Here is a 12,513-nt window from a genome sequence, read left to right as displayed (position 1 = left end):
AGGAGGAGAATATTCGCCAGAATACAACCAGTTAAAGATGTGACTTTATACGGGTATAATGACTACCAGACTGGACAGCACCTGCGAAACAAACCGCCTTGGCGCGTTCCTGAAGGACCGCCGGCAGCGGCTCGACGCCGCCGCTCTCGGCTTTGGCGGTCGTCGGCGCACGCCGGGTCTGCGGCGGGAGGAAGTGGCCCAGCGGGCCCATATCAGCACCACCTGGTACACATGGCTCGAACAGGGCCGCGGCGGCGCCCCCTCGCCGCGCGTGCTCGACAGCCTCGCCAATGCGCTCATGATGACCGAGGCGGAGCGGGAGCACCTGTTCCTGGTCGGCATCGGCCATCCGCCGAAAGCTCGCATCCCGGCGCAGCAGGGCATTTCGGGGCGGCTGCAACGGTTCCTCGACGCCATGCCGATGATCCCGGCGACCGTCGCAACGTCGACATGGGACATCATCGGCTGGAACCGCGCCGCACGGCTTGTTCTCACCGACTACGAAGCCCTCGCGCCAAATGAGCGCAACATCTTGCGACGGATGTTCCTCAATCCGGCGACCCGCGCGGCCCAGGGCGATTGGGAAGCCGTCGCACGTTTCCTGGTAGCCACCTTTCGCGCCGAATCCGCGCGGGCGGGTGAGGACGAGCGGGCGCGCGAACTGGTCGCGGAACTCTCCGCCAAAAGCGCCGACTTCACACGCCTGTGGAGCGAGAACGACGTGCAGATGACCGGGGAAGGCGTGAAGACGATCTGCCACGCAGCCGTTGGCGAGATCACTTTCGAATTCTCGTCCTTTGCCATCGACGGCAGACCGGACCTCAGGCTGATGGCCTATGTGCCGGCCAATAACGCTGACCTGGAAAAGATGCACCGGCTGTGCAGCCGCGCAGAGCGGTGATGGATGTCGGCGCCGGGTCTTCGAGCCGCGCCGACACATACGGGGCCAATATCGGTCAGCCGGCCAGCGCCGCCTTTACCCTTTCCGGCAGGAACGGGTAGTGCCGCAGCCGCACGCCACCGGTGAGGCGGGCGACGGCGTTGGCGATGGCCGGACCGACCGGAGGCAAGCCGATCTCGCCGATGCCGGCCGGCTTGTTCTCCGGGGTCGGCGTCACCTGAACATGAATGCGGGGCATCTCCGACATGCGCAGGATGCGGTAGGTGTCGAAATTGGTTTCCTGCACCTCTCCCGCCACGATGTTGATCTGCTCATAGAGCGCGTGACTGGCGCCAAAGAGGATCGCGCCGACGATCTGGGCCTCGATGTTGCGCGGCTGCACCGCGATGCCCGGATCGACCACGCACCACACGTCATGCACGCGGATTTCCCCGCTCTCGCGATCCAGCGACACCTCGACGACCTGCGCGCAATGCGCCTCGAAGGCATCGGTATAGGCCAGCCCAAGGGCCCGCCCCTCGCGAGGGCGCTCCCATTCGGCCATGCGCGCGACGGCCTCGATCACCTTCTGCGCGCGGGGCTGCCCGCTCAGCAGTTCGAGCCGGAGCGAGACCGGATCGACACCCCGTGCCGCCGCCACTTCGTCGAGGGTGCACTCGACGCCGAAATTATTCTGGCCATAGCCGACGGCCCGCCAGAATCCGATATCGCGCGCATTGTCCTGCCGGATGTACTCCACCAGATGAGCGGGAACGCGATAGTTGAAGAGGGTCCCGTCGGTGACGACGGTGTCGAGGCCCCCATCACTCTTGAACATCTCGGGCAAGGTCCGGGCGAAGATCGAGTCGGCCACTACGCGGTGACGCCAGCCGACAATATTGCCCGCCTCGTCCAGCCCCACCTCCACATGCTGGGCGGCGAGCGGCCGGTACTTGCCGTGCCGCACATCATCCTCGCGGCTCCAGGTCACCTTGACGGGACGGCCTTCGACCTCCCGAGCGAGCAACACCGCATCGGTGATGAAATCGTCCTCGGCCCGGCGGCCGAAGCCGCCGCCGATGAGGGTGGTGTGGACCTTGACCTTGTCCGGGCTGGTCCCCGCGGCGGCGGCGGCGAAGCCCTGCGTCGCCGTGGGGCCCTGCGTTGGCGCCCAGATCTCGACCAGATCGCCCGAGACGAGCGCGGTGGCGTTCATCGGCTCCATGGTGGCGTGGTGGACATGGTCGGTCACATAATCGGCGACGATCACCCGTGCCGCACCGGCGATGGAGCCGGGCGCATCGCCGACGGCGCGCGCCGGTACGCCGGGCTGGGCGAGATCGCGTCCGACATCCCGGTACGTTTCCGCCAGTATGGCGCTGTCATAGCGGCGCACCCGCGACGTGGTGCTCCAGGTCACCACCAGTGCCTCCTTGGCACGCCGCGCCGCATCCGTGCTCTCGCCAATGACACCGACGCCATAAGGCAGTGGAACGATCCGGGTGATGCCGGTCACCGTCCTGGCTGCGGCATCGTCGATGTGCGCGGGCCGCTCGCCGGGCACCGGCGCGCGCAGGACCGCTCCATAAAGCATGCCCGGCAGGTCAACATCGATGCCGAATTGTGCCGTGCCATTGACCTTGGAGGGCACGTCAATGCGATCGACATCGCGGCGGCCAATATAGCGCCATTGGTCGGCCGGCTTAAGGTCCGCCTCCGTCGCCTGCGGCAGCGGATCGGGCAGCATCCCCGTCGCCGCGATCTCGCCATAGCCGAGCGAGCGCCCGCTGCGGGCGTGCACGACCCGGCCCGGCTCGGTCGCGAGTTCGCGGACCGGCACCTCCAGCCGCGTGGCGGCGGCGGCCAGAAGAACCTTGCGTGTCTGCGCGCCGGCCAGGCGTAACAACTGGTAATAGCCGCGCGTGCTCTCGCTGCCGCCCGTCAGCTGGATACCGTAGAAGCCGGGATTACCGTATTTTCCCGCATCGGAGGGCGCCTGCACGACCCGCACCTTCTCCCAGTCGGCGTCCATGTCCTCGGCGATGAGCAGCGGCAGCGCGGTCTGCACGCCCTGTCCCATCTCGACGGCCGGACATATGAGGCTGACGGTCCCGTCGGCGGCGATGGTCACCCACGCATTGGGCGCGAAGTCGCCGACCGCCGCCCCTGTGATATCGGAGGCGTGCGCGGGAGGGAGCAGATCGCCGAAGGCCACGGCGATGCCGGTTGCGCCAAGCGTGACGAGGAAGCTGCGCCGCGAGAGGGGCGTCGCGCGAGGCTGGACATGTACCGGCATGGTTCAGTTCTCCTGCGCGGCGCGTTCGATGGCGCGGATGATCCGGTCATAGGTTCCGCAGCGGCACAGATTGCCGTCCATGTGTTCGACGATCTGCTCGCGGCTGGGGTGCGGGTTGCTCGCCAGCAGCGCGGCCGCCTGCATGATCTGGCCGGACTGGCAGTAGCCGCATTGCGGCGCCTGTTCGCCGATCCAGGCCTTCTGAAGGGGGTGACTGGAATCCGGGGAAAGGCCCTCGATCGTCGTCACCTGCCGCCCGGTCACGTCCTGTAGCTGCGTCTGGCAGGAGCGCACGGGCTCGCCATCGAGATGGACTGTGCAGGCGCCGCACAACGCGATGCCGCAACCAAACTTCGTGCCGGTGAGCTTGAGCTGGTCTCTGATGACCCACAAAAGAGGCGTGTCGGGTTCGGCGGCAACCTTGACGGCCCGCCCGTTGATCGTGAACGCGGTCATGGTCCTTCCCTCTCCGGGCTAAAGGCATTCCAGATCGGTGTGATGGCTGCTGGCCGGGCCGGTGTTCATTCGAAGGAACCGGTTGGCTGCGTGTTCCCTCGCACGATCAGCGTGTGAGGCGCCGACGTGGCGCAGGCCGGCGGCGGTACGCTCCAGGCACCGGCCGTCCCCGACGGCATTGCTTCGTCAAACTCCTCCAGGATGAAGGAAGGCGTGCACACACGATGCGTCGCGACGACGGTGGACGGCGTGGCCGACGACGGGTCGGAGGCCATGGCCGGCACCAGCACGAGCAGGCCGATGGCCACCGCACAGAGCACGCCTTCCACGAGCAGGGTCTTGCTGAGACTGCTTCTTCCGTCGAGCCGTCGCAGCACGTAGTCGGGATGCTGGTCTTGGATATTCCTGTTCATGACGTTCCTTCCGACAGGCACCGCGAGGATGCGGCGCGCATTTGGAGGCGTGGCGGATGTGGAACCGCACCTCCTCGTCTGGTCTGGGGGAACGTTAGCGGGCGTTTGTCGCTCAGTTTGCGCAGCGAAAGGGCGACTTTGTCGTGACCTGTCGCGAAGAGGCCGGCGCGTACGAACTGTTACACTCTTCCGTGTGGCACCCGAACCCGGCCGCGCGGCAGAACCGCCAAGGAGGAGTTGGAGCACAAGGGGACTTATGGAGCACAAGGAGACTTGCAGAGGCGGGAGCGAGCGTGCGGCGGCACATGGTGCTTCGCCTCGCCGATCCTTGTCCGGCGCGATGGCGCGCCTACAGGCTGGGGTCACGTTCCCCACCGCTCCGGCGGAGCCGGTAGACTGCCGCAGGAGGAAAATTGGCCAGCGCCCAGCCGATGCGTTCGGCCTCGAGGCCGAGATGGTCGAGCACGCGCGGTGAAACCGGGCAGCGTGGGCCGTAGGTGAACTGGTAGAAGGCGCCGTCCGGCCGCATCTTGCCGAACGCACCTATCAGGATCGCCATCACCTTGCGCGGTGGGATGGTCAGGAGGGGAAGCCCGCTGACCACGGCGCCGGCGGGCTGGCCGTCGAACAGCTCGACGGTTCTGAGCCGGGCGGCATCCATCCAGAGGGTCCGCGCCGTGGGATAGCGGGCCTGGAGCGCAACGGCGAACTCCGATCCGAATTCGATCAGGGCGAGGTCCTTCGGCCGGACGCCACGCGCAATCAGGGCGCGGGTGAACGCGCCGGTACCCGGCCCCAGTTCGATCACCGGCCCGGTGTCGCGCGAAATCTCGCGGGTGATGAGGCGGGCCAGTGCTCGTCCCGACGGGGCCACGGCGGCCACGCGTAACGGAGCTTTCAGCCATGCCTGGAAGAAGCCGAAGGTCTCGGCCATATGCTGCGTGTTCATGGGAAAGGTTCTCGGAGAGGGAGGGGAAGCCGCGCGGGGCACGGCACGTCTGGGGGCGGCCACCGAAGGCACGCGTTGCGGCGCGGGTTGCCTTCGATGGCCGCGGAGTCACCAGCGCCTCAGGCGTTTGGCGACCCATCGGATCAGCGGAAACAGGGGCGGTGTTTCCTGATCCGATCTGCGTCCGGCGCGGGACGTGAGTCGAGGGAACTCATGTCCAGCCCCGACATTCACGGCCAGAGGGGATCGGAGGGGTCGTTCAGCGGCGCGCGAACGAGGCCGCTATGCGTTGATTGGCGATCAACATGGCAATGGCGGTCAGGACACTCGCGACCGGAACCGTCAGCAAGCCAAGCGCAAGGCCGTTGGGGATCTGTGCGCCGGTCGCCGCATCGCTGATCATGCCGACCATGAGAGGCCCCAGAGCGGGACCCAGGAGGCCGGAGCCCACCATCATGAGGCTGGTGGCCTGCGCCTCATTGCCCCGGCCCGCCACGAGATGTCCGGCTCCGAAGGCCCAGGGCAGCATGAAGGCGAAGGACAGCATGCCTGGCACCAGGAGGGCAACGGACACCCAGCCGGCCGGCGCGAACAGTGCGGCGGTGGTCGTCACGCTGGCGATGAGGAACAGGATGGCGGGCGGACCCAGCACCCGGCCGGTGCCGGACTGGACCGCGCGGTCGAACATGCGCCCGCCGATCAGGGTGCCGAAAATGCCCATCAGCCCTTGCAGCAGCCCGAAGGCCAATCCAGCCTCGCTGGCGGTAAACCCGTGAACTCGGATAAGGAACGGCCCGGCGAAGGCATAGAACGGTGCCGAGGCGAAGCCGACCGCGATCGCGCCGACGAACAGCCAGCGAAAGGCCGGCGCCGCCAGCAGCCGCGCGCTTGAGCGCAGAAAGGATTCGCCGGAGGCGGCCTGTCGGAGCGGCGCCATCGGGCCGATGACCACCAGCGCGAACAGGGCGATAAGCCCGCCAATGGCCCCCGCACCGATCAGCGCGACCCGCCAGCCCAGCGTGTCGGCGACCGCGCCGCCGGCCGCGAAGCCCATCATGGCGCCCATCGGCATGCCCATGGCGAAGAGGCCGATCGCCATGCCGCGGCGCTCCGGCCGGATCTTGCGGGCGATGATTGCATGACCGGCGGGGAACGCACCCGCCTCGCCGGCGGCGACACCGAACCGGGTAAAGGCCAGCATCAGGAAACTCGCGGCCATGCCGCCAAACGCCGTCATCGCGCTCCACGCCAGGATACAGGCGACAAGGACAAAACGCGGCGAGCCCCGATCCGCGGCGCGTGCCAGCGGCAGTGACAGCAGCGTGTAGCAGACCGCGAACGGCACGCCGGTCAGCAAGCCGACCTCGGTATCACTCAGAGAGAGGTCGAGTTTAATCGCCTCAGCCATAATGAAGGGCAGAATGCGATCGACCTGCGAGATCGAACTCACGAGAAAAAGCGTCAGAAGTGTAACGCTTACCCGCCATCCGCTCACGTATTCGCTACCGGATGTGGCGGATGGATAAGGGATATCCTTCAGCCCATCTATTGATCTCGCGGCCGTTTCCGTCATCCTAGGCAGGCTCCTCAGCTTTGGGTCGCACCAATAGGCTAGAAGGAGTGTCCAATGATCAGAATGCCCGAAACGTCAATAAATCTGCCTATTCCTGCAAGCGCCCATATCCCTCCCGCCGAGCGAGGCAGGGTGCGCAGGACACGCAACGAACCGGAGGCGTCTGTGCCGTCATCGCTTTTTGAGGCCGTCACTGCGTATATCGAGAGCAAGGGCGGCGGGCAGGGCCTGTTCCAGACCCCGATGGCCGGGGTCAACATCATCCGCTCCTTTCAGGAAGTGATGCCCCACCGCAAGATCTATCAGCCCTCGCTCTGCGTGGTGCTGCAGGGCGCCAAGCAAATTCTCTTCGGCAGCGACACGCTCAATTACGGCCCTATGGAATGTCTGGTGGTGAGCATCGAGATGCCGGGCTCCGGCCGGATCATCGAGGCCAGTGCCGACGAGCCTTTTGTCGGCCTCACGATCGACCTGGATGTCGCGGTCATTCGTGACATGGTCGAGCATCTGGACGAACCGCCGACGGCGCCGGCCAGTGGCGGCCCCTGCATCTTCGTGGCCCAGATCGACGAGCCTCTCGCCGAGTGCATCCACCGCCTCGTGAGACTGTCCGACAGCCCGAAGGCGATCCCCATCCTTTATCCCTCCGTCATGCGCGATATCTGCTACTGGCTGCTGAGCGGGCCGCACGGCGCCGAGATCTGCAAGCTGTCCCTGCCCGCATCGGCGACCGAGCGCGTGGCCAAGGCGATTCATCTCCTGCGCGACAACATCGCCCAGCCCATGCGCGTGGAGCAGCTCGCGGAGGCCGCACGCATGAGCCCGTCCTCCTTCCACCAGCATTTCAAGGCGCTGACCTCGATGACGCCGCTGCAATACCAGAAGCAGCTGCGCCTGCTGGAGGCGCGGCGCCTGATGGTGGCGAACGCCGCCAGCGTGGCGGACGCCTCCTACAAGGTCGGCTATGAGAGCGCGTCCCAGTTCAGCCGCGAATATTCCCGCATGTTCGGCGTCGCCCCCAAGCGGGACGTCATGAACCAGCATCGCCTTTACCGGTCGCTGACGGGGCGCGATCTGCCCACCGCCCAGAGCGCCTGAGGCGCACCCGACGCCGCCCTTCGCGAGTCGCCGCAACGCCCGCGCCCCGTCGTCAGCCGTGACCGGCCTGACGGCGGGGCGTTTTCGTTCGGGGCCGCGCGCGGCTTCCGCAGAGCGGCGCGACGGCTCCGCCGACCTCCCTGCCTCCCCCGAGGATTGGAGGATCAGGCAAATTCTTTGCGCGTTTCGGCATTCGCCTTCGCCCCGTCGGCGCGTAACGTCCACCCTCGATGACCGACCTGCCGCGGGCCAGCCTCTCACCGAGGAGAGACGCCCCGGACCGGGTCCGTGGCCACGCTTCCGGCGGCCGGGACACGGAAGCAGCGGCCATCACCAGGCTGAGGCGACACGGCGCCGAGCGTCGGTCGCCCGCATCTCCTCATTCGATAGGAACCGACAATGCGCAACTCCGTCATGGGCTCCCTGCTGGCCGCCAGCCTCGCGGCCGCGATAACCGCGCTCCCTTCCAGCCAGGCGCTTGCCCAGGCTTCCTCGCCGGACCAGATCGTCGGCGTCTGGGAAGCCGAGAACGGCAACATCAAGCTGGAAATGTTCGATGCCGGCGGAAGCTATGCCGCCCGGATGATCTACGGAAAGCTTGTGGTCGAAGCCGACGGCAAGACCTTCAAGAAGGATACCCTCAATCCGGATCCGGCGCTGCGCGGCCGTTCGCTGGAAGGCATCGTCTTCGTCACCGATCTCACATGGGACGAGCGGGATCGCCGCTGGGAAGGCGGGAACTTCTACAGCGGCGCCACCGGCCGCACCATGTCGGCCCAGGCTGAACTGGTGGGCGAGAAGATGGAAGTCCGCGCCTATATGGGCACCCCCCTGCTCGGCCAGAGCATCGTCTTTCGCCGCGTGCCGTGAGGCTGTGCCCAGCAGCGCCAACACGACGTCGCGCGCAGCGGGATGCACCTCCATGACGAGCGCATCATGCTTCCGGGAAGCCATAGCCGGGGAAGCAACGCCTGGCAGTCGCCACGCGCCCCCTCCAAACCATTTGGAGGAATAGGCATGTTTTCTGCGCGTTCCGGCATGGCGGTTTCCCGCGCCGCAGGCACCCTAGCGGGATGCGCCGGGCCGAGGCGAACAAATCCATCGCCGGCCCTTCCGAACAGCAAGGAACGACAATGACTCGATGGACCACCGCCAATATTCCCTCGCAACATGGCCGCTCCGCCGTCGTCACCGGCACAGGGGGGCTGGGCTATGAGGACGCGCTGGCTTTGGCCCGCGCCGGAGCCAGCGTGGTCATCGCCGGGCGCAATCCGAAGAAGGGGGCCGCCGCCGTGGCCGCGATCCGGCACGCCATTCCCGGCGCGCAGGTGCGGTTCGGTGAGGTTGACCTTGCCAGCCTCGCCTCGGTCGCCGCCTTCGCCGCGCGGCTGGCGGGAGAACAGGACAGCCTCGATCTGCTGATCAACAATGCCGGTGTGATGACCCCGCCGCAGCGCCGCCTGACCCAGGACGGTTTCGAGCTTCAGTTCGGCACCAACTATCTCAGTCATTTCGCCCTCACCGGGCAGTTATTGCCGCTGCTGAAGAACGGACAGGCGCCGCGCGTTGTGACCGTGGGCAGCATCGCCGCGCGCGGAGGCGCGATCCATTTCGACGATCTACAGTCAGAGCGCCGCTACACGCCGTTTCCCGCCTATGCCCAGTCCAAGCTGGCCTGCATCATGTTCGCGTTCGAGTTGAGCCGGCGCAGCACGGCCGCGGGATGGGGCGTGCAGAGTCTGGCGGCGCATCCCGGCCTCTCGCGCACGGATCTCCTGTACAACACCCCCGGCGGGCCTACCCGCACGATCTACTTCCTGCGCCGCGTGTTTCGGTTACTTTTCCAGCCCGCGGCACAGGGCGCGCTGCCCACGCTGTTCGCCGCCACGGCCCCTGCGGCGCGGGACGGCGCCCATTATGGTCCCGACCGGCTGCGGGGAACGCGCGGCCACCCCACCGAGGAGCCACCCCCGAAGCAGGCGCTGGATGGCGCGGTGGCGGCCCGGCTCTGGGAGACGTCCGAGGAATTGACCCGGCTGCGGTTCGGGTAGCTCCGCATCGAGGCATGGCCGAGGGGGGCTCCCGCGCGGCACCGGCGGACGACATCTGTAGCCATTCGGCGGCTGGCGCAATGATGCGGTAGCGCACGTCCCGGCAATTGGGAGCCTCGATCCATGAGGAAATCCCATGACCCACGCCAAGACTCCGGCCCTGACTCACGCGATGAGCGGCTCTGTTGAGAGCGCGCATGACGACGTCTCAAAACTCCCCCTTGAGCGCATCGATGTGGCCCAGCCGGGTCTCTTTCAGGCCGGAGTCGTCGGCCGCTATTTCGAGCGGCTTCGCCGCGAGGCGCCGGTTCACTACTGCGCTGACGGGCTGTTCGGTTCCTACTGGTCGGTTACGCGGCATGGCGACATCGAGGCGATCGAGCTTGATCCGCAGACCTTCTCCTCCGACCATTTCAATGGCGGCATCACCATCACCTCGCATCCCGACGAGCCGCAGTTCCGGCCCTCCTTCATCGCCATGGACCCGCCGCGCCACACCGAGCAGCGCAAGGCCGTCGCGCCCGCCTTCTCGCCCGAACGCGTGGCGCAGATGAGCGGGCAGCTGCGGCAATGGACCGTGGAGGTGCTGGACGCCCTGCCGATCGGCGAAGACTTCAACTGGGTCGATCGCGTCTCCGTCGAGCTGACGGCGCGCACGCTCGCCTTGCTGCTGGGCTTTCCCCAACCGAGATCGCGGGATCTCATCCGCTGGTCCGAGGCGGCGGTCGCCCTGCCCGGCTCCCCCGCCTTCCCGACCATGGCGGACAAGCTGCGCGTGATGCAGGAGTGTTTCGCCACCTTCGACATGATCTGGCACGAGCGCCTGAGCGCGCCCGCCGGGCAGGATCTCATCTACATGCTGGCGTCCAACCCGGAGACGCGCGGCATGTCTCCCGCGGAACTTCAGGGCAACATCGTGCTGCTGATCGTCGGCGGCAATGACACGACGCGCAACAGCATCAGCGGCAGCGTGCTGGCGTTCGACCAGTTTCCGCAGGAGCGCCGGAAGCTCGACGCCAACCCCGCTTTGCTGGTGAACCTCACCCCGGAAGTCCTGCGCTGGCAGACCCCGATCGCCCATATGCGCCGAACGGCGATGCGCAATGTCTCGCTCGGCGGCGCCGACATCGCCAAGGGAGACAAGGTCGTCCTCTGGTATCTGTCCGGGAACCGCGACGAAGAGGTCTTCGAGCAAAGCGAGCGGTTCGTTCTGGACCGGCCAAATGCACGGCGTCATCTCGCCTTTGGCGCCGGCATCCATCGCTGCATCGGCGCCCGCCTCGCCGATCTGCAACTGCGGATCCTCTGGGAAGAGATAATGAAGCGGTTCCCGCGCATCGAGGTGGTGCAGCCCCCCGCGCGGAGCTTCTCGACCTTCATTCACGGCTACACCGAGCTGATGGTGCGGATTCCCGAGCGGTCCGCCCGCTGAATCGCAGCCTTTCCGTCACCGCATCCACACCGCCATCTCACTGGGTGAGATGGCGTCGCTCACCACTGGAAACCAGCATGAACACCGCGATGACAACGATCCTGCGCCGGCCCGCGGCAACAGTGCTGGCACGGATCGCATTGACCTTCCCGTTCTGGGCGAGCGGCCTGTCAAAGCTCATCGACTTCACCGGCGGCGTCGCGGAGATGGCCCATTTCGGGCTGGAGCCGGCCGTCGCGTTCAACATTGCCACGGTGGCGGTGCAACTCGGCGGCTCGCTGCTCGTCATCACCGGCCGCCACGTGTGGCTCGGCGCGGGCGCGCTTGGCATGTTCACCGCGCTGACGATCCCGCTGGTCCATCATTTCTGGACCATGAGCGAGGAGCCGTTTCGTACCATCGCCTTTCATACGGCAACCGAGCATGTCGGTCTCATCGGCGGCCTGCTCGGCATTGCGGTCCTGTCGGCGCATAAGCCCCGCGCGTAGCCGCGACCGAGGCGCTGAGCCAATTCAGAACAACGGCTCGACATCGGCGTCGAAGACATAGCCGACCCCTCGCTCGGTCCTGATCAGTTGCGGTGCCGCCGGCAATGGCTGGAGCTTTCGGCGCAATCTGAGCACCTGGACATCGATGCTGCGATCGAAAATGTCCTCGTGCTGGCGCGTGGCGCGCATGAGGTGAACGCGGGAGAGCGGCCGGCGCGGCGCGTCCAGAAAGGCGGTCAGCAGCGCATACTCACTCTTGCTGAGTTTGACGAGCCGCCCCATGGGGTTCTTCAGGGTCCGGGTGCGGCGGAGCAGTTCCCATCCCATGAAGCGATAGCCGCCGCGCTTGAGTTGGGCCGCGGCGCCATGGGGCCGGCCCTGCCGACGCATAATGGCGCGCGCCCGCGCCAGTAGCTCCCGGGGATTGAGCGGCGCAAAGAGCACATCGTCGGCGCCGAGCTCCAGCCCGATGACGCTGTCATAGGGGTCGCGCGGCTTGTGCGCCATCAGGATCACCGGAATGTCCGACACGGCGCGCAGCCGGCGGAGTTCGTCAAAGCCTCCCAGGGGCTCAAGCTGCATGTCCAGCACGATGAGGTTGAGCTGGTCCGTCTGAAGACGGGCGACGGCCGGCATCCGGCTGGTGCCGACGGCATGGCAAAGGTTCTCGCCGAAGTGATCGGCGATACGCCCGCGTAGATCGCGATCATCGGTCACGATCAACGCCCGTATCGGGATGGCCGGCCCGGCAGGCGGCATGATGGTCGTCGTCGTTTCAGCAGCTCTCGAAGGATGCACGGGAGGTTTCCACGGCTTGACGATGGGGCTTGGCACCGGAGCTGGCGGCAGGACCGTCATGGGAACGGACAGCCCTGCC

Annotated in this window: 12 protein-coding genes; 6 read left to right on the top strand and 6 right to left on the bottom strand. The window is 66.7% G+C overall.

The annotated features are described in order from the left end of the window. Positions 1–58 precede the first annotated feature (58 nt). On the top strand, positions 59–901 hold the full coding sequence (locus KIP89_RS15250; protein WP_213756437.1) for a helix-turn-helix transcriptional regulator: 843 nt from the start codon (positions 59–61) through the stop codon (positions 899–901). Positions 902–956: 55 nt separating this feature from the next. On the opposite strand, the gene KIP89_RS15245 is transcribed toward KIP89_RS15250, so the two are convergent. From KIP89_RS15245 to KIP89_RS15225, 5 genes are all read right to left on the bottom strand, one after another. Then, on the bottom strand, positions 957–3,176 hold the full coding sequence (locus KIP89_RS15245; protein WP_213756436.1) for a xanthine dehydrogenase family protein molybdopterin-binding subunit: 2,220 nt from the start codon (positions 3,174–3,176) through the stop codon (positions 957–959). 3 nt (positions 3,177–3,179) lie between these two features. Further along, positions 3,180–3,632 (bottom strand): (2Fe-2S)-binding protein, encoded by a 453-nt coding sequence (locus tag KIP89_RS15240; RefSeq protein ID WP_213756435.1) that lies wholly within the window; start codon positions 3,630–3,632, stop codon positions 3,180–3,182. 65 nt (positions 3,633–3,697) lie between these two features. Further along, positions 3,698–4,045: a hypothetical protein gene (locus KIP89_RS15235; RefSeq protein WP_213756434.1), complete on the bottom strand. Its 348-nt coding sequence runs from the start codon at positions 4,043–4,045 to the stop codon at positions 3,698–3,700. A gap of 349 nt (positions 4,046–4,394) precedes the next feature. After that, positions 4,395–4,979 carry a class I SAM-dependent methyltransferase gene (locus KIP89_RS15230; RefSeq protein ID WP_213756618.1) on the bottom strand — a complete coding sequence of 195 codons (585 nt, stop codon included), beginning with the start codon at positions 4,977–4,979 and terminating at the stop codon, positions 4,395–4,397. A gap of 274 nt (positions 4,980–5,253) precedes the next feature. After that, on the bottom strand, positions 5,254–6,567 hold the full coding sequence (locus tag KIP89_RS15225; protein ID WP_213756433.1) for an MFS transporter: 1,314 nt from the start codon (positions 6,565–6,567) through the stop codon (positions 5,254–5,256). A 165-nt stretch (positions 6,568–6,732) separates the two neighbouring features. Here KIP89_RS15225 and KIP89_RS15220 point away from each other — a divergent pair, with 165 nt between their 5' ends. The 5 genes from KIP89_RS15220 to KIP89_RS15200 all read left to right on the top strand — a co-directional run bounded on the left by KIP89_RS15220 (position 6,733) and on the right by KIP89_RS15200 (position 11,636). After that, positions 6,733–7,665, top strand: coding sequence for an AraC family transcriptional regulator (locus KIP89_RS15220; RefSeq protein WP_213756432.1), 933 nt, complete (start codon positions 6,733–6,735; stop codon positions 7,663–7,665). Positions 7,666–8,064: 399 nt separating this feature from the next. After that, positions 8,065–8,535 carry a DUF2147 domain-containing protein gene (locus KIP89_RS15215; protein WP_213756431.1) on the top strand — a complete coding sequence of 157 codons (471 nt, stop codon included), beginning with the start codon at positions 8,065–8,067 and terminating at the stop codon, positions 8,533–8,535. 263 nt (positions 8,536–8,798) lie between these two features. Continuing rightward, positions 8,799–9,716: an SDR family oxidoreductase gene (locus KIP89_RS15210; RefSeq protein WP_213756430.1), complete on the top strand. Its 918-nt coding sequence runs from the start codon at positions 8,799–8,801 to the stop codon at positions 9,714–9,716. A 136-nt stretch (positions 9,717–9,852) separates the two neighbouring features. Continuing rightward, positions 9,853–11,148, top strand: a complete 1,296-nt coding sequence (locus tag KIP89_RS15205; RefSeq protein WP_250152534.1) for a cytochrome P450 — start codon at positions 9,853–9,855, stop codon at positions 11,146–11,148. Between the two features lie 77 nt (positions 11,149–11,225). Further along, positions 11,226–11,636, top strand: a complete 411-nt coding sequence (locus KIP89_RS15200; protein WP_213756429.1) for a DoxX family protein — start codon at positions 11,226–11,228, stop codon at positions 11,634–11,636. A gap of 24 nt (positions 11,637–11,660) precedes the next feature. Here KIP89_RS15200 and KIP89_RS15195 read toward each other — a convergent pair whose 3' ends face one another. Then, positions 11,661–12,494, bottom strand: a complete 834-nt coding sequence (locus KIP89_RS15195) for a winged helix-turn-helix domain-containing protein (RefSeq protein ID WP_250152533.1) — start codon at positions 12,492–12,494, stop codon at positions 11,661–11,663. Positions 12,495–12,513: the final 19 nt, after the last annotated feature.

This window comes from Ancylobacter radicis, from assembly GCF_018449475.1.
In the GTDB taxonomy this organism is placed as follows: Bacteria; Pseudomonadota; Alphaproteobacteria; order Rhizobiales; family Xanthobacteraceae; genus Ancylobacter; species Ancylobacter radicis.
Note: the sequence above shows the minus strand (reverse complement) of the source record. Positions and strands in the feature narration are given on the sequence as shown.

Excerpts from the sequence above, each read along its gene's own strand:
- KIP89_RS15250 (WP_213756437.1), top strand. The coding sequence starts at position 59 with ATGACTACCAGACTGGACAGCACCTGCGAAACAAACCGCCTTGGCGCG.
- KIP89_RS15245 (WP_213756436.1), bottom strand. The coding sequence starts at position 3,176 with ATGCCGGTACATGTCCAGCCTCGCGCGACGCCCCTCTCGCGGCGCAGC.
- KIP89_RS15240 (WP_213756435.1), bottom strand. The coding sequence starts at position 3,632 with ATGACCGCGTTCACGATCAACGGGCGGGCCGTCAAGGTTGCCGCCGAA.
- KIP89_RS15235 (WP_213756434.1), bottom strand. The coding sequence starts at position 4,045 with ATGAACAGGAATATCCAAGACCAGCATCCCGACTACGTGCTGCGACGG.
- KIP89_RS15230 (WP_213756618.1), bottom strand. The coding sequence starts at position 4,979 with ATGGCCGAGACCTTCGGCTTCTTCCAGGCATGGCTGAAAGCTCCGTTA.
- KIP89_RS15225 (WP_213756433.1), bottom strand. The coding sequence starts at position 6,567 with ATGACGGAAACGGCCGCGAGATCAATAGATGGGCTGAAGGATATCCCT.
- KIP89_RS15215 (WP_213756431.1), top strand. The coding sequence starts at position 8,065 with ATGCGCAACTCCGTCATGGGCTCCCTGCTGGCCGCCAGCCTCGCGGCC.
- KIP89_RS15210 (WP_213756430.1), top strand. The coding sequence starts at position 8,799 with ATGACTCGATGGACCACCGCCAATATTCCCTCGCAACATGGCCGCTCC.
- KIP89_RS15205 (WP_250152534.1), top strand. The coding sequence starts at position 9,853 with ATGACCCACGCCAAGACTCCGGCCCTGACTCACGCGATGAGCGGCTCT.
- KIP89_RS15200 (WP_213756429.1), top strand. The coding sequence starts at position 11,226 with ATGAACACCGCGATGACAACGATCCTGCGCCGGCCCGCGGCAACAGTG.
- KIP89_RS15195 (WP_250152533.1), bottom strand. The coding sequence starts at position 12,494 with ATGACGGTCCTGCCGCCAGCTCCGGTGCCAAGCCCCATCGTCAAGCCG.